Annotated in this window: 27 protein-coding genes and 2 tRNA genes; 11 read left to right on the top strand and 18 right to left on the bottom strand. The window is 60.0% G+C overall.

What is annotated here, in order from left to right; genetic code table 11:
* The first annotated feature begins 2 nt into the window (after positions 1-2).
* Positions 3-1,598, top strand: a complete 1,596-nt coding sequence (locus AB4Z13_RS12080; protein WP_113321836.1) for a response regulator — start codon at positions 3-5, stop codon at positions 1,596-1,598.
* A 22-nt stretch (positions 1,599-1,620) separates the two neighbouring features.
* Positions 1,621-3,261 (top strand): VOC family protein, encoded by a 1,641-nt coding sequence (locus AB4Z13_RS12075; RefSeq protein ID WP_439014072.1) that lies wholly within the window; start codon positions 1,621-1,623, stop codon positions 3,259-3,261.
* 1 nt (position 3,262) lies between these two features.
* Here AB4Z13_RS12075 and AB4Z13_RS12070 read toward each other — a convergent pair whose 3' ends face one another.
* From AB4Z13_RS12070 to AB4Z13_RS12055, 4 genes are all read right to left on the bottom strand, one after another.
* On the bottom strand, positions 3,263-4,957 hold the full coding sequence (locus tag AB4Z13_RS12070; RefSeq protein WP_439014071.1) for a hypothetical protein: 1,695 nt from the start codon (positions 4,955-4,957) through the stop codon (positions 3,263-3,265).
* Between the two features lie 65 nt (positions 4,958-5,022).
* The gene (locus AB4Z13_RS12065; RefSeq protein WP_113321834.1) at positions 5,023-5,916 is read right to left on the bottom strand and encodes a DMT family transporter; all 894 of its coding nucleotides are present in this window, start codon (positions 5,914-5,916) and stop codon (positions 5,023-5,025) included.
* 114 nt (positions 5,917-6,030) lie between these two features.
* Positions 6,031-7,482, bottom strand: coding sequence for an FAD/NAD(P)-binding protein (locus AB4Z13_RS12060; RefSeq protein ID WP_439014070.1), 1,452 nt, complete (start codon positions 7,480-7,482; stop codon positions 6,031-6,033).
* Positions 7,483-7,578: 96 nt separating this feature from the next.
* Entirely contained in the window at positions 7,579-8,007 is a 429-nt protein-coding gene (locus tag AB4Z13_RS12055; RefSeq protein ID WP_113321831.1) for an OsmC family protein, read from the bottom strand.
* 154 nt (positions 8,008-8,161) lie between these two features.
* Between AB4Z13_RS12055 and AB4Z13_RS12050 the strand changes: the two genes are divergently transcribed.
* The 4 genes from AB4Z13_RS12050 to ligD are packed head-to-tail and all read left to right on the top strand — an operon-like array spanning position 8,162 to position 12,074.
* Complete coding sequence (locus tag AB4Z13_RS12050; RefSeq protein ID WP_113321830.1) at positions 8,162-8,425, top strand: hypothetical protein; 264 nt, start codon at positions 8,162-8,164, stop codon at positions 8,423-8,425.
* 32 nt (positions 8,426-8,457) lie between these two features.
* Positions 8,458-8,691, top strand: coding sequence for a DUF2188 domain-containing protein (locus AB4Z13_RS12045; protein WP_439014069.1), 234 nt, complete (start codon positions 8,458-8,460; stop codon positions 8,689-8,691).
* 12 nt (positions 8,692-8,703) lie between these two features.
* A complete protein-coding gene (ku, locus tag AB4Z13_RS12040) occupies positions 8,704-9,546 on the top strand; it encodes a non-homologous end joining protein Ku (protein WP_439014068.1) in 843 nt (280 codons plus the stop codon).
* Positions 9,547-9,548: 2 nt separating this feature from the next.
* Positions 9,549-12,074 (top strand): DNA ligase D, encoded by a 2,526-nt coding sequence (gene ligD / locus AB4Z13_RS12035; RefSeq protein WP_439014067.1) that lies wholly within the window; start codon positions 9,549-9,551, stop codon positions 12,072-12,074.
* A 33-nt stretch (positions 12,075-12,107) separates the two neighbouring features.
* Here the strand turns inward: ligD and ku (AB4Z13_RS12030) are convergent, their stop codons facing one another.
* Positions 12,108-12,914 (bottom strand): non-homologous end joining protein Ku, encoded by an 807-nt coding sequence (gene ku, locus AB4Z13_RS12030; protein WP_439014066.1) that lies wholly within the window; start codon positions 12,912-12,914, stop codon positions 12,108-12,110.
* Positions 12,915-13,097: 183 nt separating this feature from the next.
* Here ku (AB4Z13_RS12030) and AB4Z13_RS12025 point away from each other — a divergent pair, with 183 nt between their 5' ends.
* A complete protein-coding gene (locus AB4Z13_RS12025) occupies positions 13,098-13,331 on the top strand; it encodes a hypothetical protein (protein WP_113321824.1) in 234 nt (77 codons plus the stop codon).
* A 667-nt stretch (positions 13,332-13,998) separates the two neighbouring features.
* On the opposite strand, the gene AB4Z13_RS12020 is transcribed toward AB4Z13_RS12025, so the two are convergent.
* The 10 genes from AB4Z13_RS12020 to AB4Z13_RS11975 form a co-directional block, all read right to left on the bottom strand.
* A tRNA-Phe gene (locus AB4Z13_RS12020) sits at positions 13,999-14,074 on the bottom strand.
* 246 nt (positions 14,075-14,320) lie between these two features.
* Entirely contained in the window at positions 14,321-14,533 is a 213-nt protein-coding gene (yacG, locus tag AB4Z13_RS12015) for a DNA gyrase inhibitor YacG (RefSeq protein WP_007821130.1), read from the bottom strand.
* A 123-nt stretch (positions 14,534-14,656) separates the two neighbouring features.
* Positions 14,657-15,277 carry a Maf-like protein gene (locus AB4Z13_RS12010; RefSeq protein WP_113325745.1) on the bottom strand — a complete coding sequence of 207 codons (621 nt, stop codon included), beginning with the start codon at positions 15,275-15,277 and terminating at the stop codon, positions 14,657-14,659.
* Positions 15,278-15,335: 58 nt separating this feature from the next.
* Positions 15,336-15,554, bottom strand: a complete 219-nt coding sequence (infA, locus tag AB4Z13_RS12005; protein WP_003545338.1) for a translation initiation factor IF-1 — start codon at positions 15,552-15,554, stop codon at positions 15,336-15,338.
* 120 nt (positions 15,555-15,674) lie between these two features.
* Positions 15,675-16,160 carry an arsenate-mycothiol transferase ArsC gene (locus tag AB4Z13_RS12000; protein ID WP_310378919.1) on the bottom strand — a complete coding sequence of 162 codons (486 nt, stop codon included), beginning with the start codon at positions 16,158-16,160 and terminating at the stop codon, positions 15,675-15,677.
* On the bottom strand, positions 16,157-16,630 hold the full coding sequence (locus tag AB4Z13_RS11995; RefSeq protein WP_310378921.1) for a UPF0262 family protein: 474 nt from the start codon (positions 16,628-16,630) through the stop codon (positions 16,157-16,159). The genes AB4Z13_RS12000 and AB4Z13_RS11995 overlap by 4 nt, the downstream gene beginning before the upstream one ends.
* A 4-nt stretch (positions 16,631-16,634) precedes the next feature.
* Positions 16,635-17,933 (bottom strand): histidinol dehydrogenase, encoded by a 1,299-nt coding sequence (gene hisD, locus AB4Z13_RS11990; protein WP_439014065.1) that lies wholly within the window; start codon positions 17,931-17,933, stop codon positions 16,635-16,637.
* Between the two features lie 34 nt (positions 17,934-17,967).
* Complete coding sequence (locus tag AB4Z13_RS11985; protein WP_439014064.1) at positions 17,968-18,405, bottom strand: DUF2948 family protein; 438 nt, start codon at positions 18,403-18,405, stop codon at positions 17,968-17,970.
* A gap of 114 nt (positions 18,406-18,519) precedes the next feature.
* On the bottom strand, positions 18,520-19,812 hold the full coding sequence (murA, locus tag AB4Z13_RS11980) for a UDP-N-acetylglucosamine 1-carboxyvinyltransferase (RefSeq protein WP_007821142.1): 1,293 nt from the start codon (positions 19,810-19,812) through the stop codon (positions 18,520-18,522).
* Positions 19,813-19,928: 116 nt separating this feature from the next.
* Positions 19,929-20,138, bottom strand: coding sequence for a hypothetical protein (locus tag AB4Z13_RS11975; protein ID WP_310378927.1), 210 nt, complete (start codon positions 20,136-20,138; stop codon positions 19,929-19,931).
* 154 nt (positions 20,139-20,292) lie between these two features.
* Between AB4Z13_RS11975 and AB4Z13_RS11970 the strand changes: the two genes are divergently transcribed.
* Together AB4Z13_RS11970 and AB4Z13_RS11965 are read left to right on the top strand one after the other, a co-directional pair.
* A tRNA-Thr gene (locus AB4Z13_RS11970) sits at positions 20,293-20,367 on the top strand.
* A gap of 149 nt (positions 20,368-20,516) precedes the next feature.
* Positions 20,517-20,759, top strand: coding sequence for a DUF982 domain-containing protein (locus tag AB4Z13_RS11965; RefSeq protein ID WP_007821147.1), 243 nt, complete (start codon positions 20,517-20,519; stop codon positions 20,757-20,759).
* A gap of 235 nt (positions 20,760-20,994) precedes the next feature.
* Here AB4Z13_RS11965 and AB4Z13_RS11960 read toward each other — a convergent pair whose 3' ends face one another.
* Together AB4Z13_RS11960 and AB4Z13_RS11955 are read right to left on the bottom strand one after the other, a co-directional pair.
* On the bottom strand, positions 20,995-21,258 hold the full coding sequence (locus tag AB4Z13_RS11960; protein ID WP_310378931.1) for a hypothetical protein: 264 nt from the start codon (positions 21,256-21,258) through the stop codon (positions 20,995-20,997).
* 82 nt (positions 21,259-21,340) lie between these two features.
* Entirely contained in the window at positions 21,341-21,604 is a 264-nt protein-coding gene (locus tag AB4Z13_RS11955) for a BON domain-containing protein (protein WP_310378934.1), read from the bottom strand.
* Positions 21,605-21,763: 159 nt separating this feature from the next.
* On the opposite strand from AB4Z13_RS11955, the gene AB4Z13_RS11950 reads away from it, so the two are divergent.
* Both AB4Z13_RS11950 and AB4Z13_RS11945 read left to right on the top strand, forming a co-directional pair.
* Positions 21,764-22,042, top strand: a complete 279-nt coding sequence (locus AB4Z13_RS11950; protein WP_439014063.1) for a hypothetical protein — start codon at positions 21,764-21,766, stop codon at positions 22,040-22,042.
* A gap of 114 nt (positions 22,043-22,156) precedes the next feature.
* Positions 22,157-24,217: an ATP-dependent helicase gene (locus AB4Z13_RS11945; protein WP_439014062.1), complete on the top strand. Its 2,061-nt coding sequence runs from the start codon at positions 22,157-22,159 to the stop codon at positions 24,215-24,217.
* Positions 24,218-24,238: 21 nt separating this feature from the next.
* Here the strand turns inward: AB4Z13_RS11945 and AB4Z13_RS11940 are convergent, their stop codons facing one another.
* Positions 24,239-25,300, bottom strand: coding sequence for an enoyl-CoA hydratase/isomerase family protein (locus AB4Z13_RS11940; RefSeq protein WP_439014061.1), 1,062 nt, complete (start codon positions 25,298-25,300; stop codon positions 24,239-24,241).
* Between the last annotated feature and the right edge of the window lie 44 nt (positions 25,301-25,344).

Below are 25,344 nucleotides of genomic sequence, written 5' to 3'. Positions count from 1 at the left end.
GTTTGGCGGAAGACTGCTGCGTTCTCATCATCGATGACAATATAGACGACCGGGAAGTCTATCGCCGCATGCTGGCGCGGGTCTCCGGCACGAACTATACCGTGATCGAGGCCGAGAGCGGCGACGAGGGTCTCGCCCTCAACAGCCAGAGGCACCCTCACTGTATTTTGCTCGACTATTCGCTTCCCGGCCGCGACGGCCTTGGCGTGCTCTCGGAAATCCTCGCCCAAGATGCGGCCGCGAATGTGGTGATGCTGACCGGCCAGGGCAACGAAACCGTCGCAGTTGAAGTGATGAAAAGCGGTGCGCGCGACTATCTCACCAAGGATGCGCTATCGCCCGAGACGCTGCATCGCTGCATCCAGAATGCCGTGATGCATGGTGTACTGGAAGCAAAGCTTGAGCAGAAGCGGCAGTCGCTCGAAATCTTCACCCGCGCCATGGCGCATGATCTCAAAGAGCCGCTGCGAACGATCAAATCTTTTAGCCGCATTCTGCACGGCTCGGCCGAGCTGCCGGCCGAGGACCGCGAACTTCTCGATTATATCCTCAGCGCCGCCGATCACATGGAAGACCTGATCGTCAAGGTCTCAGGCTTCACGAAGCTGGAGGTCTCGAGCGAGCTCGAGCTCAAGCCGATCTCGCTGTCGGCCGTGCTCGATCAGGTGGAGCACAATCTGCATCAGCAGATCGAAAGCCGGCAGGCGATCATCATCCGCGGTCGGCTGCCGGAGGTGATGGGCGACGCGACGCTGCTGATCCAGCTTTTACAGAACCTCGTCTCCAATGCGATCCGCTATTGTGAAGATACCGTTCCGGAAGTGCGCGTTTCGGCCATAGCAGACAGGGGGATATGCCGCCTGACGGTCGGTGACAACGGGCCCGGAATCGACCCTAATCATCGTGAGCTGATCTTCCAACCCTTCAAGCGCCTCGTCGGCCGCGGCATCGAAGGCACAGGGCTCGGGCTTGCCATATGCCGTCGCATCGCGCAGCTGCATGGCGGATCGATCTGGTGCGAGGCGAAGACCGGCAGGGGTGCGACCTTCCTGCTCGAAGTACCGCTCGCGAAGATATCAGGCGATCAGCCGGTCACCAGCGAACAGCCACAGGCGGCAAAAGCATCCGACCATACGAGCGAAAGCCGCGGCAGGCTCGCCGAAGTGCTGCTGGTGGAAGACAGCCCGGCCGATATCCAGCTTCTGAAGATCAAGTTGATGCGGCGCGAGAAGGTGAACTTCAACCTGCATGTGGCGACCAACGGCCGCGAGGCGATGCGGCTTCTGGAGCAGCGCGCCGGCGTTCCCGGCGAGCCGCAGATCGATCTGATGCTGCTCGATATCAACATGCCGATCATGGATGGTTTCGAAGTGCTGAACGCGCTCTCAGCCGATCATCGGTTGAATAGGATTCCGGTCTGTGTGCTCAGCACGTCAAGCGACGAAAGCGACATGCAACGGGCAAAAGACCTCGGCGCGCTCGCCTATATGATCAAGCCGCCGACGCTGCAACAACTCGAAGAAGCATTGGAGGAAGTCGACACGCTGGAGCTCCTGCCGCGTGGTGACGCACTTGTGCTTTTTGCGGAACAAAATTAGAGAAAAGGTCATTGGCAACGGTATGACGCTAGCAACGACCCTCATACTCGCGCTCCTGGCCTCGCCTTTTCAATTCGGGCTTTCATCCATGGCTTCAGGCATACACCATATCACGCTGATCACCCGCAAGGTGCAGGCGAATGTGGATTTCTACGCCGGATTCCTCGGCATGCGGCTCGTCAAACAGACGGCCGGTTTCGAGGACGCCACACAGCTTCACCTCTTCTATGGCGATGCAGAGGGCAGTCCGGGCTCGCTCGTCACCTTCCTCGTCTGGGAGGACGGTGCGCCCGGCCGCGCTGGCTACGGCCAGATCAACGAGATGTCGCTGGCGATCGATCCGACCAGTATCGGCTACTGGCTGACGCGTGCCATGCGCTTCGGCTTCCGCTCGGAAGGCCCCGCGGATGAATTCGGCGAGCCGGTGCTGCGGTTGAAGGACCCGGATAATGTCATCGTCAAACTTGCCGGGGCCAGGGATCTGAAATCACCGGCCGTCTGGGACGGTGGCGACGTGCCGATCGAGCATGCCGTGCAGCGCGTGCGCGGTGCGACCATGCTGACCGAAAAACCGAACGAGAGCCGCCATTTCATCGAAAGCCATTTCGGATACAGGTTCCAGGCAAATCGCGGCACGATCGACCGCCTTGTCTCGCAGTCGGGCGATATCATCGACGTGCGCGATGCGCGTGGCTTCTGGTCCGGCGCACCGGGTACCGGCACGGTCGACCATGTCGCTTTCCGCGCAGATGACGACGCAGCCGTTCTGGCCGTTCACAAGGCGCTCGAAAAGGAAAATGCATCGGCGACCAACCTGCACGATCGCAAATACTTCCGCTCGCTCTATGCCCGCGAGCCGGGCGGCACGCTGATAGAGCTTGCCACCAACCAGCCGGGCATGATGGTGGATGAGCCGAAAGCTACACTCGGGACCAAGCTCTTCATTCCGCCGAAGGATTCGATCACCAATCTCAGCGACCTGAAGGTCGTGCTGCCGCAGTTTTCCATGCCCGGCCAGCCGCGCATCAATTATCGCGACCTGCCCTTCGTCCATCGTTTCTATACGCCGCCCGATCCCGACGGCAGCGTCTTCGTGCTGCTGCACGGCTCCGGCGGCAACGAGACGACGCTTATGCCGCTGCTGAACAAGGTCGCGCCACGCGCCACCCTTCTCGGCGTGCGTGGGCGCGCGACCGAGGAAGGCTTCCCGCGCTGGTACAAGCGCATCACGCCTTTCTCCTTCGACCAGGACGACATCAAGAACGAAGCCGAAGCCTTCGCCGCCTTCATCGAAGGTGCGGTCAAATCTTATGGTCTCGATCCGAAGAAGATCGTCTATGTCGGCTACTCAAATGGCGCTAACCTTCTGAATTCGCTGCTCTACCTGCACCCGAACCTGGTGCACAAGGCTGTGCTTCTGCGCTCCATGCCGGTGCTCAGCGCCTATCCGCATGCCGACTTGAAGGGCACGGACCTGCTTGTCATCAGCGGCAAGATGGATGCCTACGGCAAATATGCGAGCGAGCTGGAAGAGCGGCTGAAGACGTCGGGTGCGACCGTCGATTCCGACGTCATCCCCGGCGGTCACGATCTCGGCGATGCCGACGTGCCGATCATTCAAAAGTGGCTGCTGCAGGAAAGCAAACTGCAGGGAACCCAATAAGCTACCAGTGGAAGCTGTCTGGGCATGATGCCGGAACGGCATCCCCTGCCGTCGGCGCGTTGCGATCGATCCCGTAGAGCCTTGCAAAACCGGCGTCTTTCAGGAGATGGGTACCCGCCGGCATGACGTCGCCGACATTCTGATCGACGACGTCGGCGTTGACAACCAGGATAAAATCGAACTTGCTGCGCCAGTCGACAAGATAGGGCGTGAAGCTGGCGTCCTCCGCCATCAGACCTGGACAGGACAGAACGCCGGTTGAAAAGAGATTTCCTTCCGGTACCGAGCGATCTGACCAGGATGGAAGGACGGCAAGAGGCTGCTTGCCCTGCGCGCTGAAGAGCGTCGGAACGAAAGCATGCGCCAGTGGAATCGCCAATGTCGGCAGATGCCGAAACGTATCCTCGGTGAATGCGTAATGCCGCTGATCGAGTTTTATCTCAGCAAAGGCCGGATCGTGCTGCAACGGCAGGATCGCGGCGCCCGAGGGAATGGCTTCAAGCACCTTCGCTACGCTCGTAACATCGACCTGCCCCCGCCACCAGTTGAAACCGATCCAGGCAGTCCGGCCAAAGACAGCGACATTCAAGGCGAGGAACAGGATGACGGCCCGACGGCGGCCGATCTTTTGAAAAGGGCAGATCATCACCATGCCGACAAGGGCGGCCATGATGGGGAAGCGCCAGCTTATCCAACCGGTGCCAAAAGCATGCCGTGGCGAAAGGATGGATAGCACAAGAAGGCCTGCCACGGTGATAACGAGCCCTGCATGAATGCGCATGTTTTTCGTGGCAATCGCCCTGCTGCAAACGAGTAGAATCGGCACAAGGAAGATTACATCGACGAGCGCAACATAGGTCCAGACGGCCGACAGCAGATTGAAAACCAGCAGCACTGGGCCGTCGTTCCAAGCAGCCACGATGCCGCCCACATGACTGCCTGGGAGGTCGGCGGTCAGCGCCAGCGCGACCGGCGGCAGCAGGCAGGCGATCATTGCCGCCGCGAGCCTGCCGGCAAGGTGCAGGACCGCCGAACGAGATTTGAGGACATCAAAGCGCCAGGAAAATTCCAGTCCGCAGACGATCGCCAGAAAAAAGCCTACAGAGAATATATGGACGACGGTGAGCAGCAGCGATACGGCCACCCGCCATAAGAAGAGCCTGACTGCAGACCCGGACTCCAGGCGGTGGTCCAGCGTTGCAAACAACAATGCAAGGCCGAGGCCTATCTGGAAATTGATGAAACCGCCGACCAGCGTGGCGCACCAGGCGAGATAGAGCATGCCGATCTGCCAGTAATAGCTGCCGCCGAACAGGCGCCGATGCAGTACGATGGCACCGAGCGGCGGCAGGACAATCGCCAGGAATAGCAGGACGCGGGCGAGCAGTGAGACGCCGATGACGGGACCGATGAAGCGGGCGAGCAGATCAATGCCGACATTGGTGAAAGTGCGGTTCCACTCGATCGCGTAGATTTCGGGGAAGGGTGCTTCCTTTATGCCGCCGGCAAGCAGCCACATACGGGCATAGTGGTTTGCATAATCGAGGAGCGGCGGAAATTTGAAGAGAGCGACAAGGATGGCGGCAAGGGCCATGAAAGCCAGCAAGGGCGCAGTCGAAGCCTGCCGCGCAGCGACTTCCTGCGGCTTTTCCGCCTTTTGAACTTCAGCTGAAAATACCTGATCAAGGTTCGCCATGGCCGATCCTGCCCAAACTCCGGGACAGATCTATCAGCCAATGGTCAAGCTTCCTTTAAACGGGATTATCCGCGCCGTGCGACCGTGATACCGGCAAGAACAATCAGGCCGCCCAAGGCCTGCATTGCCGTGATCGATTCGTTGAGCAGCGCCCAGGCGAGGATGGCCGCCACGACCGGCTGGAGAAGCAGCGTCAGCGAGGAGAAGGCTGCCGGCAGATAGGCAAGCGCATAGGCGATCGCCACTTGCCCGCCGGCATGGCTGACGAAGGCAAGGCCGAAGACCACCGACCAGCCGTAAAGGCTTGCCGGCAGCATGTGGCCTTCGAAGAAGAACGCAAGCGGGAAGACGCCGACTGCGGCAGAGGCTGTGCTCCACAGCATGATACGGATCGTATCGAAACGACTGCGCAGCGCGCCGATCGCCAGGATGTAGCAGGCATAGAAGAAGGCGGCGATCATGGCGACGCCATCACCGCGCAGGTCGCCATTTCCAAAGGCAGCAGGCCCGCCCTTCAGCACGACCACGCCGGCCAATGCCAGGATGAGGCCGAGCACGAAGACGCGGGTAACCTTGGTGCCGAAGAACAGAAAGCCGATGGCGGTCACGAAGACCGGCGCAAGGTTTGCGAGCAGTGTCGCATTCGCAACCGAGGTCATGGTGATCGACAGATGCCAGGCCGACAGATCAAGCGCCAACACGGCGCCCGGCAGGATCAGCATGCCACAATCGGCAAGGCTCTTCGGCTTGGGGCCGGTATCCTTGCGCAGAAGCGAGAACATGAAGATCGGGATCAGCGCCAGTGCCACACGCCAGAAGGCCGTTGCCATCGGCCCGACCTCGGAAAGCCGCACGAAGATCGGCGATCCACCGATCGCCGCGCCGCCAATAATAAGGGCGACTAGCGGGAGACGGCTGGAAGATGGAGTTTCGGAAACGGAGGAAGCGGCCTGCGACATGATCTCGATGCTTTCTGCGCGGCCGATCTCAGCCGCGACTGACGCAGCGACTATCAGGAGTAGCGCCTCGAAGACAGTCAGAGAACGACAGATCGATCAGAAATAGGTCGCCAATTATCTCGCGGCTGCGGCTTTCAGTTTGTCTGTGATCTCGCGGGCAACGAAGACCGTATGTTCGGTGATCTGCGGCAATCCCATCAATTCACCGAAGGTTCCACGCGCAAGCGGACCGGAAATGAGCAACGAGGGGATCGCCTGACCATCCGCTCCGAGCGCTTCGGAACGCTCGGAGCAAGCAAGTCCGAGACCGGTGGGATCAAGGACGAGATAGCCTTCGCGCTCGAGTTCACCGAGCCAGGGTTGCGTCTGCAAAATACCACCATGTGCGGGACCGGTCGTGACGATGACGGCATCGAACGTTCGTTCCACTCTTTCGCGGGCATGCCGCGGCTGCAGGGTGATGCGGATCGTTTCACCCTCGACCTTGGCATCGGCGACGGATGCTGCAAGCACTTCCAGCCGGCCGGCTTCGATTGCTGAATCGAGCACCGCCTCCACCTGCGGGGCGATGCGGAAACGGTGAACATCCCAGTAGGACCTGAGATGCCGGACGATGCGCCGCCGCTCGGCGACCGGCAAAGCGCGCCAGAGATCGTGCCCCTGGGAGCGCACCTGATCGATGACGGCATGCCAACTCGAGCCCTGCTCGGCTGCCTGGAGAATGGTCAGCCGGATCTTGCGCAACAGCGCGACTGCCGAGGATGCGGGATCGGCGATGAAATCGCCAAAGGGTTCCTGCAGAACCGCGGCATGGCCGCGAGAGCGCAGGCCGCGGCGAGAAATCGCCACAACAGGACCCTCATGGCCGTTTCGCGCAAGCGAAGCGATCACGTCTGCCCCCGTCAGCCCGTTGCCGATGACGAGAACTCTGTCCTGCGGCCGCACGACCTCAAGGGAACCTGGTTTCGTGGTATCGGCAACGAAACGAGGATGATCGCCAAGAATAGCCGCCAGCCTGCCCGGCGCCACCGGCGGCGGATGGCTGGTGGCGATGGCGACAATATCGGTCTCAGTGCGCCCGCCCTTATCGTCGAGGATCACCCAGCTATCACGCTGGCGGCGGATGGCCGTCACTGTGGCGCGGCGATGAGTGATGGCACCCGACTTCAGGAAGGGCTTCAGAAGTGCACCGACATAATCGCCGAACACGCGCCGGCGCGGGAAAAGCTGGCCGTTCTCGCGCGCAGCCTCGGGATCGTCGCGCACGGCATTGTTCGCCTCGATCCAGCGCTGGAACTCCTCCGGATCATCGGGCTGCAGGCTCATCTTGGCGGCCGGCACATTGATGCGGTGCGCCGGATCGGCGGTGTCATAGGCAAGGCCACGGCCCAGCATGGGGCGCGGCTCGAAGACCACGATATCGGGTGCGTCGGCGCCGGCAAGCTTCAGCAAATGATAGGCGACACCCGCCCCGGAAACGCCGCCGCCGATGATGGCGACGAGCGGCCGCTGGGATTTCTGTTCGTTCGAAGGTTCTGTCTGGAACTGCATCTCAGCCGGCGTCATTTCAATCGATGCCGGAGCATAGGTGGAGCCCGGAGGCCACGCAATGCTCCGGTCCCATTGTCTATAATTTTCATGCAGAAACCTGCGGCGACCCGATCAGCCGGAGATCGTGGTTGCGAAATCCGGAGTGCCTCTGATGGTGTTGCTGACGGTGCAGATTTCGTCTTCGGCCATATGTGCAATCTTGCGGCGCGTTTCCTCGTCGATATCGCCCTTGATGGAGAAGATGATGTTGAACTTGGCGACGCGCGACAGCCCTTCCGCCGCCTTTTCGCCGGTCACATCAGCGGTCATCTCGGTGATCTTGTCGAGGACGCCGAGCTGGCTTGCCGCCATGCGGGCACTCAGCACGAGACAGGCCGAAAGCGAGGAATAGAGCAGGTCGAGCGGGTTGAAGCCCGGCTGTGATGGGCTGGTGACGATATCGATCTCACCGCCGGTGACCGACGTAACGTGCGGAAAACCGGTACGACCAAGAACGGCACTTGCACCTGTGGGACGGGGACGCGCCTTGAGATCGGCCATATTGTAATCCTCTATTGAATAGAGCTTTCAGATAGTGTCTCGGCCGCAAACCCGCAATGCGGCGATTTTGATTTTCGTTGCACCGCTCAGCGGAACCTTTCCTCTGTTCAGCGGTTTTTTCACCTGAAAAACCTCATGAAGGCAGGACTTTCCCATGCCCGGCATCCGCAAGATCGACCGCAAACGCAGCAGTATGGATGCGCGCGACCGGCTGATCGTCGCGCTCTATGCCCAGCTCAAGGCCGAGCGGGAGACACGTGAGACGCTGGAATGGGCAATCCGCAACGGTGCGGTATCCAAGGAAGTACTGGAGGCGATCGCCGCCGATCCGGTTCCTGTCGTCACCAGCGAGGATATAGCATCGCTTGAAAAGATCATCGCGCTTGACGAGCGGCGCAGCCGCTCGTCCCGGCAATGAATGACCAGAACGGCTGACAAGGAGGAAAGCACATGGCCGACATCACCTATCAGATCGTTCCGCATGACAATGGCTGGGCCTACAAGCTCGGTGATACATTGTCTGAACCCTATGCCACAGCAGAACAGGCGATGGATCGCGCAAGAAACGCAGCCGCGCGCCAGAAGATCGGCAAGGGCGATGCGCTGCTCGCCTACCCGGCGCCGGATGGAAGCGGCTGGAAATTCCAGCAGATCGACACCGACAAAAGCAACAGCAGGCTCTGAACGGAGGAGACGATGGCGGGACGCGCAAGCTGGAAGGGCCATCTAAAGGTCGGCGACCTTGCTTGCGCCGTTGGCCTTTATACCGCCGTTTCCTCTTCCGAACGCGTCTCTTTCAACATCGTCAACCGCAGGACTGGCCATCGCGTTGAGCGGCGGTTCGTCGACAGCGAAACCGGCAAGCCGGTGGAGCGCGACGATCAGGTCAAGGGCTATCGGACGGAGAGCGGTGACTACATCCTCATCGAAGGTGATGAGATATCGGAGATCATGCCCGAAAGCGAGAAGGTGCTTGACGTGAAGGGATTCATTCCCTTCGACGGGATCGACAAGCTCTATTTCGACCGCCCCTACTATCTGGCACCAGTCGACGAGCATGATGCGGAAGCCCTCGCATTGATTGCCAGAGCCATGGTTGACGGCAGGGTGGCAGCTCTTGCCGAAGCAGTGCTCTTCCGCCGCAATCGCACGCTGCTCGTCCGCGCGCATGACGACCACATCATCGCGACCATGCTGAACTTCGACTATGAAGTGCGCTCGGCAAGCTCCGTCTTCAAGGACATTCCCGATATCAAGTTCGACAAGGAGATGCTGGAGCTTGCCGGCCATATCATCGGCACCAAAGAGGGCCGTTTCGACCCGAGTGAATACCACGACCGCTACGAGGCCGCGCTCGTCGAGCTGGTGAAAGCCAAGATCGAAGGGCGGGCGCCGCCGAAACGCAAGCGCGAGCCGGAGCGCAAGGTAGTCGATCTCATGGAGGCGCTGCGCCAAAGTGCAAAAATGGGCGGCAAGGCGCCGGCGAAGAAGCCTGCCGCACGCAAGACCTCTGATAGAACCAGCAGAAAAGCGAGCTGATCATGGCGCTCGAAACCTATCAGGCCAAACGCGATTTCAAGATCACATCGGAGCCGCGCGGCCGGAAAGGCCGGGCGACAGGCAACAGTTTCGTCATCCAGAAGCACGACGCCACCCGCCTGCACTATGATTTCCGCCTTGAGATGGACGGCGTGCTGAAAAGCTGGGCCGTCACCAAGGGACCGAGCCTTAACCCCGAAGACAAGCGCCTTGCCGTCCATGTCGAGGATCATCCTCTCTCCTATGGCGATTTCGAAGGCATCATTCCAAAGGGACAGTATGGCGGCGGCACGGTCATCGTCTGGGATCGCGGCAGCTGGACGCCGCTCGGCGATCCGCACAAGGCCTATCGCAAGGGGCACATGGAATTCGAACTCGACGGCGAGAAGCTGAAGGGGCGCTGGCATCTGGTGCGCATGCATGGAAAACCCGGCGAGAAGCGCGAAAACTGGCTGCTCATCAAGGGCGACGACGAAGAAGCCCGCCGTGAGGGCGAAGCCGATATCCTCGAAGAGCGCCCCGAATCCGCCAAGACCGGCCGGCAACTCGAAGAGGTGGCGGAATATCCCGATGCCACCTGGCACTCCAGACCGGAGGGTGGCAAGGCCGTTGCCGCAAAGGCCAAGGCGCCGCCAGCGAGAAGGGCAAAGTCCCCTGCCCCACAAGAGCGGGATTGGCCGAAGGGCGCGAAAAAAGCTGATATGCCCGACTTCATCGAGATGGCGCTCGCCAAGCTGAAACCCAAGCCACCGGCCGGTGAGGGCTGGATCCACGAGATCAAGTTCGACGGTTACCGGCTGCAGGTGAAGATTGAGAATGGGCGGGTGACGATGCTCACACGCGGCGGTCTCGACTGGACGGAGAAATTCGGCAGGGACCTTGTCGATGCCTTTGCATCTTTGCCGGTCGAAACGGCCGTCATCGATGGTGAACTCGTCGTCGAGCGCGATAACGGCGCGTCGGACTTCTCCGCCCTGCAGCACGACCTTAGCGAAGGTCGTTACGACCGCTTCGTTTTCTATGCTTTCGACCTGCTCCATCTCGACGGATACAGCCTGCTCGATGTAAGCCTCCTCGAACGCAAACGTCTGCTGGAGACCGTGGTTCCCAAAGATAGCAGCAAGCTGCGTTACAGCACGCATTTCAACGAGAACGGCGGGCTGGTGCTGGATCACGCCTGCCGGCTCAGCCTCGAAGGCGTCGTCTCCAAGCAGCGCGACAGCAAATATATTTCCGGCCGCAACGGTGAATGGATCAAGTCCAAATGCTCGCAGCGGCAGGAATTCGTCATCGGCGGCTATGTGCCCTCGACCGCGATGAAGAATGCCATCGGCTCGCTCGCCATGGGTTATTACGAGGATGGCGCGCTGAAGCATGTCGGCCGCGTCGGCACTGGTTACACAGTCGCGACGGCGCAGATGCTTTACGAGCGGCTCTCGGCGATGGAGATGAAGCAGAATTCCTTCGACGACACGCTGACCGCCGAGGAGCGGCGTGGCCTGCATTACGTCAAGCCGCAGCTCGTTGCCGAAGTGGAGTTCCGCGCATGGTCGGCGGATGGTAATCTGCGCCACGCGGCCTTCCGCGGATTGCGGGAGGACAAGCCGGCAAAGGACGTTGTGCGCGAGATGGAAAAGACGACCGCGAAAAACCTGCCGAAATCGGTAGTGCAGCTCACTCATCCCGACCGCATCTACTGGCCGGATGAAGGCATCACCAAGGAAGGTCTCGCCAATTACTATGCGCAGGTCTGGCACCTCATGGCGCCCTATGTGGTCAACCGGCCGCTTGCCCTGCTGCGCCTGCCCGATGGGATTTCCGGCCATCAGCGCTTTTTCCAGAAACATGCCTGGAAAGGCATGAACGACTATATCGAGGAAATTACCGACCCCAAAGACAAGGGTGGCGAGAAGCTGCTGCGCATTACCGATTTCGACGGTGTCGTGGCGCTGGTGCAATCGGCCGCGCTGGAAATCCATCCCTGGGGCACGACGACGGACAATTGGGAAAAACCCGATATGGTCACCATGGACCTCGATCCCGGCGAGGATGTGCCATGGGAAAATGTGATAGCGGCAGCTTACGAATTGAAGGAGCGCATCGAAGGTGAAGGCCTTGCAGCCTTTGTCAAAACATCCGGCGGCAAAGGCCTGCATGTAGTGACGCCACTTGAGCCGAAGGCCGATTGGGCGGATGTGAAGGGCTTTGCCAAATGGCTGGCAGACAGCATGTCGCAAGATGATCCCGAGCGCTATCTTGCAACCGCAACCAAGGCGAAGCGCAGCGGCAAGATCTTTATCGACTATCTTCGGAACGGCCGCGGCAACACCGCCGTTGCCGCCTATTCCGCGCGCGCTCGCCCGGGTGCGGCCGTTTCCATGCCGCTGGAATGGAGTGAACTGACCACCGCAATCGGCCCCGCCTATTTCACGGTCGATAATACGCCGGCGCGGCTCGATGCGCTTAGCAAGGATCCCTGGGATGGGTTCTTTGCGGCGGCAAAGCCATTGCAGAAGCGGAAGCGATAGGGCTTCACTTCCAACCCTGCGGACTTTTTAAGATTATCGCGACTTCCCGCGATCGCCTTCAGCGGCCAGGCTCTTCTTCAGTGCATCCATGATGTTGATGACATTGCCCGTCGATTTCACCGGTGGAGGCTTGCGAGCCGGGGCAGCCTTCTTGAGGTTCTTTTCCTTGCTGCGGATCAACGCCTTCAGCCGCTTCTGAACCGGATCCTGTACCATCGAAGGGCTCCATTCCTTCGTCTCTTCCTTGACCAGCTTTTTCATCAGGGTCAGCAACTCGCTATCGACCTTCGCCTTCATATCGAGTTCGGCGGCCGGTTCGCGCACCTCGTCTCCATAACGCAGCGTCCAGAGAATGATGCCCTTGCCTTGCGGTTCCAGGAGCAACGCACGCTCTCGCCGGTAAAGCACCAGCCGAGCGATGCCGACGACATCGTTGGCTTTCATCGCCTCGCGGATCACACAGAAGGCCTCAATGCCGACCTTGTCTTCCGGCGCCAGGAAATGCGGCTTGTCGTACCAGATCCAATCGATCGACCCGCGCGGCACGAAAGTATCGATATCGATTGTGCGCGTGCTTTCCAACCCCACCTCTTCGATCTCCTCGTCCTCGAGCAGAACATAGTCGTCCTCGCCACGCGGATAGCCTTTCATCTGATCCCTCTCGGCAACGGGCTTGTGTGTGACGCTATCGACATAGCGGCTTTCGACGCGGTTTTTCGTTGCGCGATTCAATACATGAAACCGCACCTTGCTCGACTCCGTCGTCGCCGGCGTCAGTGAAACGGACGCGGTGACAAGCGAGAGCTTAAGGTAACCTTTCCAGAACGTTTGACGGGCCATGGGCCATAAACGGAAATGGTCGCGAGAGGTTCCGTCCGTTGCCTGTTGGAGCGAAAATTCCGGCGACGTTCCAACGGAATGCAATACCTAAGAGCCCCGGTTGCAATCACATATTCGTTTCGACAATTTCCTGACACGATTTTCGTACCAACTGGTTCGATGTCGTTGTCCGCAGGCAAACAAATGCAAAAAGATGATGTCTCCCGAGCCAAGAAAGTCGCTTTCGTCCTCACGCTGTTTTTTGGCGTGATGATATCCTACGCGAAGTTTGCCGGACTGTTTCCGCCGCCTAATTTGAGCGACGAAACAAAATACGGACCGCCGGGCTGGTTCTCAAGCTTCGACCTCGGACCTTCGCCATTCTCTCGTCCGCCGGAATTCGGGCCGGTTGAGGAACCGCACGACATTTCCGTTTAACGTTGCGGTGCGGAGCTTCGCAGCCGATGCGAGCCGAAGCCGGCCGTCGAACGTCAACGCAAAGGGTCGGGAGTTTGCATGGGCATCATCCCGCAGCTCGTTCGGCACGGTCTCTCAAATCATGGAAGCCCTCTCGGACCTCGACTCTCAGCTTGAGTTAGTACCTGGGGAGTGGCCCGCAGATCGATGGTGTTAGGCTTCTGCCCTGGCTGCCAGGAAAACCAGATAGCGATCGGACGCCGATAATGCTTGTTGAGGGCATCCGCTGCTTCCCTCTCGAAGAGCGTCCGTTCTTTCGGACTGTCGGTAATATTCCGCTTTTCGTAGATCACAGTATCCTCCCCATTGTTGCGATCCAATTCGGATCATGCGCAAAAATGCGCCTATCCGAAACGGACTAAGGTCCGAGGGTTACGCGGGATTGTGCAGAGGAGGTGAAGATGGCGCAGGGTTCAGTGTACGGCGCTACCCCAGTCAGGTTAGATCCGCAACCAGTTGGAAACATTTTCTCCCCTGAGGATCGATATCTGCTTCCTGCATGATGATGAGCCTCAAAAGGCGGGCCGCTCATGAAGTCGTGAAGTCGCGCCTACCGAGCGCACAAAGGTGGATACACCGCATTCTACAATGCCATGTATGTTTGGATAGAAATGCTTCAGAGATTGAATGGTGCCCAGGACCGGAATCGAACCAGTGACACGCGGATTTTCAATCCGCTGCTCTACCAACTGAGCTACCTGGGCTAGCCATGCTTCCTAGGAAACATCCTGCTTGAGAATGTCAGGGCCTTGGTTCGCCCCGGAAGCGAGCGGGGTTATAGCATCTTGTTCGCCCATGGCAAGCATCAAATGATAGTTTTTTGACGGTCCTGCGGATTTTGGCGATTTGCGAGGAAAAATAAAGGCTTCGCGGTGGAAAACCTGCTCTGTTCCTTTGTCTTCACGCAATTACGGACGCAAAAACCGCTGCACATTTTTGCTGGAATTGCTCTAGTTTTCCTCGTCGGGATAATCCGCCTTCGTCTCGTCGTCGGCCACGGGGATGGCGTAGGAGCCCGTCAGCCAGCGTGACAGGTCCACTTCGCGGCATCGGTTGGAACAGAAGGGATAGTGTTCGCGGTTCGACGGTTTGCCGCATTCGGGGCAGGGGCGCGTCTTGCGCAGCGGCTCAACCTTGCCGTCGGTCTTCATTTCATCAGACATGGTTTCCTCCTACAACATCAGCCCGAAAATCGTTCCGATTTTCGGAAAGCCTGATGAGTAGATTCAACAAGCTAGAGCGTCCTTTGTGCGCCCCGAATGAACGCACGGCACTCTAGCGGGAGATCAGCCCTCGGGCCAACGGCTGTGGACATCGAAGCCCTCGCCGGTCAGAAGCAGAATGGTTTCGTAAAGCGGCAGTCCCACGACATTGGTGTAGGAGCCCACCATTTTTTGCACAAAGGTGCCAGCCAGCCCCTGGATGCCGTAGGCGCCGGCCTTGCCGCGCCATTGGCCCGAGGCAATGTAGTTTTCGATCTCGAAGCTCGACAGGCGCTTGAAGCGCACTTTCGTCTCGACGATCTTGTGGCGCACCTTGCGATCGGGCGTGATCAGGCAGATGCCGGTATAGACAACGTGGTTGCGGCCGGAGAGCAGGTGCAGCGAGTTTGACGCCTCATCGGCAAATTCCGCCTTGCCGAGAATGCGGCGACCGACAGCGACCACCGTATCGGCGGACAGGATATAGCTGCCCTTCCAGGTGATGTCGCCCTTGATGGCGGCAAGTGCCGCTTCCGCCTTTTCGCCTGAGAGGCGGCGAGCGAGCGAGCGTGGATGCTCCGACTTCTTCGGTGCCTCGTCGATATCCATCGGCATCAGGCGCGAAGGCTCGATGCCGGCCTGATTGAGCAGATCGACGCGGCGGGGCGAGCCCGAGGCCAGAATGAGCTTGTATTTCAGCGCCATGGAACCTCGACCATCGGCAGGCGGGAGCGGAAACTCCGGGGAGCTTCGCAGACCAAGCTTACTTGAAGCGGTAGGTGATGCGGCCCTTCGTCAGGTCGTAGGGCGTCATTTCGACCAGAACCTTGTCGCCGGCGAGAACGCGGATACGGTTCTTGCGCATGCGGCCGGCGGTGTGGGCAATGATCTCATGCTCGTTTTCGAGCTTCACGCGGAATGTCGCATTCGGCAGAAGTTCGGTCACGATACCCGGGAATTCGAGGACTTCTTCTTTCGGCATATAAGGGTTTTCTTCCTGTGTGTTGGGTAAAGCGGCGCTGGGCGCCTCAAAATTTGCGCGGAAACTACACAATCAACGGGGATTTGTGAACCTCGTAGATCGGGCTTTCTATCTTTTGTTTCACGCCGATTGCGCGGCGATGCCATTTCTCTTGAGTAGCCGGCTTTCGATGAGGCCGGCGATGTGATCGCGAACCTCTCGATAGCTGTCCAATATCTGCTCGCGCGTTCCGGTCGCGACCGTCGGATCCATGGTCGGCCAGTAGACCACGTCAACGGCACTGGAGCGGGTCAGCTCGAGTGCTGCGTGATGGGCCTGCGGTGAGAGCGTGATGATGAGGTCGAAATAATCGTCCTCGAGCTCCTCCAGCGTCTGCGGCTGGCGACGGCCGAGCGACAGGCCAATTTCTTCCAGCACGACATCGACGAAAGGATCGCGTTCGCCGGCGCGAACGCCGGCAGACCTTATATAGGTATTTCCAGGCAGAATGCTACGGGCGATCACTTCGGCCATCGGCGAGCGGATGACATTCAGCCCGCACATGAAGAGGATGGCGCCCGGCCGCTTTCCGTCCTCCGTTTCGACGTGCGGCTCCATCGCCGTCATCCGCGCCAATAGAGTACGCAGACCAGCGTGAAGAGACGCCGGGCGGTGTCGAAATCGACATCGATCTTACCCGAGAGACGGTCCTTCAGCGTTTGTGAGCCCTCGTTGTGAATGCCGCGTCTGCCCATGTCGATCGCCTCGATGCGGCTCGGCGAGGCCGAGCGGATCGCCTCGTAATAGCTCTCGCAGATCATGAAATAGTCTTTCACGATCCGGCGGAAGGGCGTCAGTGACAGGATATGGGTTGCAACATTCTCGCCGTTTTCCGTGGTGATGGAAAAGACCAACTTGGAATCGACCAGCGAGATGTTCAGCCGATAGGGCCCGCCGGCATGGCCGACGGGTGTGAAGGAATTCTCCTCGATCAGGTCGAAGATCGCCACCGCCCGCTCATGCTCGACATCAGGAGTCGAACGGCCGATCGTATCGTCAAGGACAACGTCGCAGAGCCGAAAGTCGTCCTTCACCATTCCCTCACCTTTCGAGGTTCAGGCGGATCGCGACCGATCGCGCATGGGCATCGAGGCCTTCGGAAACGGCAAGCGCAATCGCTGCCGGGCCAAGATCACGGAGCTGCTGCGGACCGAGCCGCAGGATCGAGGTGCGCTTGACGAAATCGAGAACCGAAAGGCCGGAGGAGAAGCGGGCGGAACGCGCCGTCGGCAGCACGTGATTGGAGCCGCCGACATAATCGCCGATCACTTCGGGCGTGTGGGCGCCGATGAAGATCGCGCCGGCATTGCGGATCTTGTCCACAAAGGCATCGGGATCGGCGACGGCGAGTTCCAGATGTTCAGCGGCGATACGGTTTGCGAGCGGAATGGCATCCTTGAGATCAGAGACAAGGATGATTGCGCCAAAATCGCGCCAGCTAGCCGCAGCAGTCTCTGCACGGTTCAGCGTCTTCAGCTGCCGTTCGACGGCCGCTTCGACCGCCTTGCCGAATTCCTCGTCGTCGGTGATCAGGATGGCCTGCGAGCTCTCGTCATGCTCGGCCTGGGCGAGCAGATCAGCGGCAACCCAATCGGGATTGTTGTCCTTGTCGGCGATGACGAGCACTTCTGACGGGCCGGCGATCATGTCGATACCAACAGTGCCGAAGACCTGGCGCTTGGCGGCGGCGACATAGGCATTGCCGGGGCCAGTAATCTTGGCAACCGGGGCGATCGTTTCCGTGCCATAGGCAAGGGCAGCAATCGCTTGCGCGCCGCCGACGCGGTAGATTTCATTGACGCCGGCAAGTTTGGCCGCAGCCAGCACCGCCGGATTGACCGAACCGCCCGTCGCCGGCACGGCGATAACAATGCGATCGACCCCTGCAACCCTCGCCGGTACGGCGTTCATCAGGACCGAGCTCGGATAGCTCGCCGTGCCGCCCGGCACATAGAGGCCGACGGCTTCGATTGCCGTCCAGCGCGAGCCGAGGCCCACGCCCATGGCGTCCTCGTAGATATCGTCCTTCGGGAGCTGTCGGCGGTGGTGGGATTCAATGCGGAGTGCGGCGACCTTCAGCGCGCCGAGGACTTCGGATGGAGTGACCTCGACGGCATTGTCGATCTCTTCCTCGGTGACACGCATAGGCACGGTGGCGTAGTCGATGCTGTCGAACTTCTTCGAATATTCGGCGAGAGCGACATCGCCGCGGGTGCGAACGTCATCGATAATGGCGCGTACCACGGCGTTGACGTCTTCGGAGACTTCCCGCTTGGTGGTCAGAAAAGCCGCGAAACGCTGCTCAAAACCATCGGATGCCTGATTGAGCCAGATTGCCAAAGCGGTATTCCTTCTCTGATCGAAACTGTTAGGCTCAGGTGCCAGGGTGGCGCGGCTTGGAAGTCGTTTCCCAGGCGCCGCCGATATCGGCAAGCTGCACTTCGATGCATTCGACATCGAGGGCGATCGAAGCCGTGCCGGACAGCGAAAGCTCCAGCGTGCCTTCCGGGCCCTCGCCCTTCTGCTCGAAACGCAAGGCGAGCAGCGACAGCACGTCGTCGCGCCGAGCACGGTCGATGCCGATCGAGCGGACGGAAAGCACGCGCTTGAAAACGAGAGCAGCGCGGCGGCGTTCGAAACCCTTGCGCTTGCGGGCCGCCTCTTCCCAGACGAAGCGGTTGGCAGCGAGCGAAAACTGCTTGTCGCGCGGCAACCAGTCGATATCGGCTACCTTGAGGACGCTGTCCTGTATATGTGCGGAAATGACGGCCAAGTCTTCGCTATCGAGCGCAACAAGCTTCAGGTCGGTCATCCAGCCTCTATCCCATGTCTTTCAGCCGCACCTGCGGCGATCTGTCAGACAAGGGAGATAAGGCGCTCAGACCAAATACGCAACCGGGATAAAGGGCGCACAAGCGCCCTTTTCTTACTCGCTGACGCGCTCAACGATGGCGCCGCAGCGGGTCAGCTTTTCTTCCAACCGCTCAAAGCCGCGATCGAGGTGATAGACGCGGGAAACCGTGGTCTCGCCTTCGGCGGCAAGCCCGGCGATAACGAGCGAAACGGAAGCGCGAAGATCGGTCGCCATGACCGGGGCGCCCTTCAGCCGCTGGACACCTTCAATCTTCGCCGTCTGGCCTGACAGAGAGATCTTTGCGCCAAGGCGGGCAAGCTCCTGCACATGCATGAAGCGGTTTTCGAAGATGGTTTCCGTGACATGCGAGATGCCGGAAGAGCGGGTCATCAGCGCCATGAACTGCGCCTGCAGGTCGGTCGGGAAGCCCGGGAAGGGATCCGTGACGATATCGACCGGCTGGATGCCGGCGCCGTTACGCTTGATGCGCATGCCATTGTTGGTCGACGAGATGTCCGCGCCGGCGCGGCGCAGTGTTTCCAGCGCCGTTTCCAGCAGGGCAATATCGGTATTTTCGAGTACGACATCGCCGCCGGCCATGGCAACGGCCATAGCATAGGTGCCGGTTTCGATACGGTCAGGCAGGACGCGGTGGCGCGCGCCCGAGAGCGAGGTGACGCCTTCGATCGTGATGGTCGAGGTGCCCGCGCCGGAAATCTTCGCGCCCATGGCATTCAGGCAGTTGGCAAGGTCGACGACTTCGGGCTCGCGTGCGGCATTGCCGATTACGGTCGTGCCGCGGGCAAGGGTTGCCGCCATCATCAGCACATGCGTGGCGCCAACGGATACCTTCGGGAAGGTATAATGTGTGCCAATGAGGCCGCCCTGCGGTGCCTTGGCGTTGATATAACCGCCATCGATTTCCATCGTCGCGCCGAGCGCGGTCAGACCGTCGATGAAGAGATCGACCGGACGCGTGCCGATCGCGCAGCCGCCCGGCAGCGAAACGCGGCAATGACCTTCGCGGGCCAGGAGCGGACCGATGACCCAGAAGGAAGCACGCATCTTCGAGACCAGTTCGTAGGGAGCGGTCGTATCGACGATGGTACGGCAGGTGAAATGGATCGTGCGGGCGTAGGAATCTTCCTGACGCTCGCGACGGCCGTTGACGGCGACATCGACGCCGTGATTGCCGAGGATGCGCATCAGCAATTCGACATCGGCAAGGTGGGGCACGTTTTCGAGCGTCAGCGTATCGCTCGTCAGCAGCGAGGCGATCATCAGCGGCAGCGCGGCATTCTTGGCGCCGGAAATCGGAATGATGCCGTTAAGCTCATTGCCGCCGACAATTCTGATACGATCCATGTGCACTTACGGGCGAGGCCCGCCTTTCCTCAAAAGTTTTGCCTGTGGGGGCAAGGCAAGAAGTGGGGGTCTTTAGAGCAAATCCCCGCACGCTTCAATTCGTCGCGGACCGAACATTACGATTCGTCCATTTTTGCGGCAGGCATTTTTGCGGCGGGCAGCCCATTCGTCTCGTCCGCCTGGCCGGATCGGCGCGCGCGCACTTGCTGTTTGCGTCTTGAAAGATTTTCTCTCAGCTTTTCGGCAGCCCGTTCGCGGCGCAATGCCGCTTGGGCTTCCATGGCCGCTTTCCGGCTCTGCCGGGCCTTCTCAGTCTCTTCGTTCATCCCCCAGAACTACCCGAATTCGCGCCATTCCAAAAGTGGGCGGGACGTTATTCCCAGATAAGTTGGAATTTGCGGCTTGCACTCCTGCCGAAGCTGTGGCAATAGCCGCCCCGTTCACGCGAATTGAGCGTTTCCGCTTCTCGCGTCTGGTCCTGCTGCCGTAGCTCAGTGGTAGAGCACACCCTTGGTAAGGGTGAGGTCGGTGGTTCAATCCCACTCGGCAGCACCAGTTTTCTCCTTTAGCATTATCCCCCGCGCCAATCGGCGCCATTGCTGCCGGCAAAAATCTCGCTAGAATATTAGCATTCTGAATGCCTTTGCGGAGGAACCCGAAGGCTTCATTCAATGTTTCTATCGAGACATGCTGGAGGAGCGTCGATGGCAACTGAACGATGGAATAGTCCGATCAAGGTAGGTTTCGAAGAGGCGGGAGCACGCACGGTTAACGGACCGTTTGACGCGCTGACCTGCCTGACCGATCTCTGGCCTGCCGTACGCGGACTGAAATATCTCAAGGCACGCAGCGCCTGCCGCGCCGCACTCGATGGAAGAAAGACCGTCGAAGAGGCCCGCGCGGAGTTTATGGCGGCGGCCGAGGAAGCAAAGCTTAAAGTGCATTAAGCTTTCGGCGGCGGTATTGGACAATAAAAGTCCGATCTGCTCCGAAACGAAGCAATGCTTAATTTTCACTTAACCCTGCCCGGAGCTCGCGCAGGGCTTTGTCTCGAAAGACATTGCGCCATTCATCTGTTCATCAATAGAACGACGCCAGCCATCATGATGATGGTTAGAGGCTCGTCACCTTCTGCGGGAGACTGCAGACGAGCCTCGTTCGAAAGAAACTTCGAATATTCTATCAGCAATCCGAAGTATCCTCATCCTCCACCTGAATATATCCTACACCGATGATTGTGCCATCTGCGGCACGGATGAAGGACGGCAGGTAATGCGGTTCGGCGGGCTTGCAGACGGCGGCGCTGGTATATTCGTTCAGCGCTATTTCGTCTTTCGGCAGCGCCGAATAGTTCATATCGGTTTCGAGTGAGGCATGGGCGGAGCCGGCAAAAGCGCCGCATCCCAGAAGCAGAGCTGCGGCCCACAGGCGTATCAGCGTTTGCATTATTGTCTCCCGTATTGAAATCAGCTTTTCAACACGCGGGACAGGGAGTTGGTTCCTTGGAAATTCCTGTGCTGATCGTGATTTATCTCACCAGCAGGCGGCAATGCACGTAACCGCTTCCGACAATGTCCTCGGCGATTGCCAACGCCCGCTCGCTATCACCCCATTGGCTCACGAAACCTTCGAGAATGACGGTGGGGCCGATGGTGGAGACGATGATTTCGGTCGCATCGAGATCGGCTGCGGCATGCAGGGCGCTTTCCACGGACGCGCGCATGGCGGCCGTGTTGTGGCCCTTCATCCAGGCTTCCTCGTGGGGTGGCGAGCCGTGAAACCGCAGCACCATGACCGTTCCTGACATTACCTAATAGGGGTTTAACGCAAGAAGACGACGTTTGTTGCCATACGCAGCCGGCTGGATGCATAGTCGCCGTGATGGTGGTGCTCCGATACTCCTGTCCCCGTCGGCAGAAGCCCCATGCAATTGCGGCCGAGGAAAATGTTGATGAAAGCGCTTGTGCCTGCCCTTCTTGCCACGACCCTTCTGGCCGCACCTCTGCTGGCAGGCTGTTCCGCCGCGGACGCGCCTGCGCTGGAGCCCATTCCCGGCAGCATCACCTATGGCGGGCAGCCGCGCACGAAGCTGACGAAATCGCCGATCGGCAGCGCCGTCCACAACGACTTCTACGATCAGCAGGGCCAGCGCGTCTACGAAACCTATATTCTCCAGGCCGACCGCAGCCTGAAGCTGGTGCGGCGGCAGATCGTGCCGGACTTTCCGTAATAGTGCATGGCAGCCAGCGCCTGCTTGACAGCGGCGCCAATCGAGAACATCCAAGGAACATCTGATTTTATTCGCGAGCGTTGATTCTCCCGCGAAGCCCAACCGGACGGCTGGATGTATCTCGAAAGACTCAATCCCCAGCAGCGCATGGCCGTGGAGCACGGCACACTCACAGACGGCAGCCATGTGGCCGGGCCGCTGCTGGTCATCGCCGGCGCCGGTTCTGGCAAGACCAATACGCTCGCGCATCGCGTTGCGCACCTCGTTCTCAAGGGTGCCGATCCGCGCCGTATCCTGCTGATGACCTTTTCGCGCCGGGCGGCTGCCGAAATGGGCCGGCGCGTCGAGCGTATCTGCGGCGAGGTTCTCGGCAAGAATTCCGGCATCCTGGCGGATGCGCTCGCCTGGAGCGGCACGTTTCACGGTATCGGCGCGCGGCTCTTGCGCGACTATGCCGAACAGATCGGCATCGACCCGGCCTTCTCCATTCATGACCGGGAAGACAGCGCCGACCTGATGAACCTCGTGCGCCACGATCTCGGCTTCTCCAAGACGGAAAGCCGGTTTCCGACGAAGGGCACCTGCCTTGCCATCTATTCGCGTGCCGTAAACTCCGAAACGGAACTGCCGCTGGTGCTGCGCGACGCCTTCCCCTGGTGCGCCACCTGGGAAAAGCAGCTTCGTGAGCTTTTTGCCTGTTATGTCGAGTCGAAACAGAGCCAGAATGTGCTCGATTACGACGATCTGCTGCTCTACTGGGCACAGATGGTGGCAGAACCCATGATCGCCGAGGATATTGGCAGCCGCTTCGACCATGTGCTCGTTGACGAGTATCAGGACACCAACAGGCTTCAGTCTTCGATCCTGCTTGCGTTGAAACCGACCGGCCAGGGCCTGACCGTTGTCGGCGACGATGCGCAGTCGATCTATTCCTTCCGCGCGGCCACAGTGCGCAACATTCTCGATTTTCCGGCTTCCTTCAGCCCGGCTGCCAATATCGTCACGCTCGATCGCAACTACCGTTCGACGCAACCGATCCTTGCCGCCGCCAACGCGGTGATCGACCTTGCTTCCGAGCGTTTCACCAAGAACCTCTGGACGGAGCGGGAATCGCCGGAACGGCCACGGCTGGTGACGGTGCGCGACGAGAACGATCAGGCGCGCTATGTGGCAGACAAGGTTCTCGACAATCGCGAGGAGGGCGTGAAGCTGAAAAGCCAGGCCGTGCTCTTCCGCGCCTCGCATCACAGCGGCCCACTTGAGGTGGAGCTAACCCGCCGCAACATTCCTTTCGTGAAGTTTGGCGGGCTGAAATTCCTCGACAGTGCGCATGTGAAGGACATGCTGGCGGCGCTGCGCTTTGCCCAGAACCCGCGCGACCGTGTGGCTGGCTTCCGGCTGATGCAGATCCTTCCGGGGGTCGGCCCGTCCACCGCGCAGAAGGTGCTGGACCAGATGGCTGACGATGCAAGCCCGATCGCAGCGCTTGCCGTCATGCCCGCACCGCCGCGCTCGGGCGAGGAGTGGACCTCCTTCGTTTCCACCATGCAGGAGCTGAAAACCGGCAAGGCTGGCTGGCCGGCCGAGATCGAGCTGGTACGGCGATGGTATGAGCCGCATCTGGAACGGCTGCATGAGGATGCGAGCGCGCGGCTTGCCGATCTGGTGCAACTCGAGCAGGTCGCCGGTGGTTATGCCTCGCGTGAGCGATTCCTGACGGAGCTCACACTCGATCCGCCCGATGCGACTTCGGATCAGGCAGGCGTGCCGCTGCTCGACGAGGACTATCTCATCCTCTCGACCATCCATTCGGCCAAGGGGCAGGAATGGACCAAGGTCTTCATGCTGAACGTCATCGACGGCTGCATCCCTTCAGATCTCGCAGTCGGCACGACGGCCGAAATCGAGGAGGAGCGGCGATTGCTCTATGTGGCGATGACCCGCGCCAAGGACAGTCTCGATCTCGTCGTGCCGCAGCGCTTCTTCACCTATGGTCAGAATTCGCAGGGCGACCGGCATGTCTATGCGTCGCGCAGCCGCTTCATTCCAGCCACGCTGCTGCAATTCTTCGAGGTCTGCGGCTGGCCACAGGTCAAGACCGATACGGCAGCCGCCCAGCAGGCGCGGCAAGTGCGTATTGATGTCGGCGCGCGTATGCGCGGCATGTGGCGTTGAAGCCTCTCCTGACCAGCGGGGTTAGAGCAAAAGCGGCGGCTTGGCCGGCTCGAAGAAGCGGCCGATCATTTCATCGTTGACCAGGGCGATCGTCGGCGGCGACCATTTCGGATTGCGGTCCTTGTCGATGACGGCTGCACGGACGCCCTCGTAGAAATCCGGACCGTGCAGGATGTGCATGCAGGCGCCGAGCTCGCGGGCAAGACATTCGCCGAGCGTGCGGCTCTGGCGGCCGGCCCTCAGCAGCCGCAAGGCAAGCTTGAGACTGGTCGGTGAACGTGTGAGCATCACGCGGCGGGTCTCGGCAGCGAACTCGCCTTCCGCCGCACCAAGTGCGGATGCGATGTCCTCGACGCGGTTGAAGTGAAAAGCACGATCGATCATCGCGGCATTGGCCTGCAATCTGCCCTCGCCCGGCTGTTCCGAGAGATCGCGTAGCGCTGAGTCCACATCGTCCGACGAACTTCCCGCAGGCATGTTCGTCAGACGCTGGACTGCCTCTTCGAGACGCGAGGCAGGCATATAGAAATCTGCGAGCCCGGTATGGATCGCATCGGCGGCATTGATATCGAGCCCCGTCAGGGCCATCCATGTGCCGCTTTCGCCCGGCGTGCGGGGCAGCAGCCACGTGGCCCCGATATCGGGAAAATAGCCGATGCCGGTTTCCGGCATGGCAAGGCGGGTACGCTCGGTGACGATGCGATGGCGGCCGTGGCTGGAAAGCCCGATGCCGCCGCCCATGGTGATGCCGTCCATCAGCGCCACATAGGGCTTCGGATAGGTGGCAATCCTGTGGTTGAGGCGGAATTCCTCGCGCCAGAAGGTTTCCGCGAGACCATCGCCGGCGCGGCCACTCAGGTGGATGGCGCGGATATCGCCTCCGGCGCAGAAGCCGCGCTCGCCTTCGCCCATTACGACAATACTCGCCACGGTTTGATCGACGGCGAACTCATCAAGCGCGGCGGTAATCGCACGCACCATGGGGATCGTCAGGCTGTTCAACGCCTTTGGGCGATTCAGCCGGACGAGGCCTGCCGTGCCCCGTCGCTCGACAATGACTTCGCTTTGATTGCTGTTGTCCATGGTCCACCTCACTCCTGACCTATGAATAAACCGGGTCGGGTCGG

It is taken from the genome of Rhizobium sp. YAF28, assembly GCF_052113285.1.
Lineage (GTDB): Bacteria > Pseudomonadota > Alphaproteobacteria > Rhizobiales > Rhizobiaceae > Rhizobium.
This window is presented reverse-complemented; position numbering and strand designations above follow the sequence as displayed.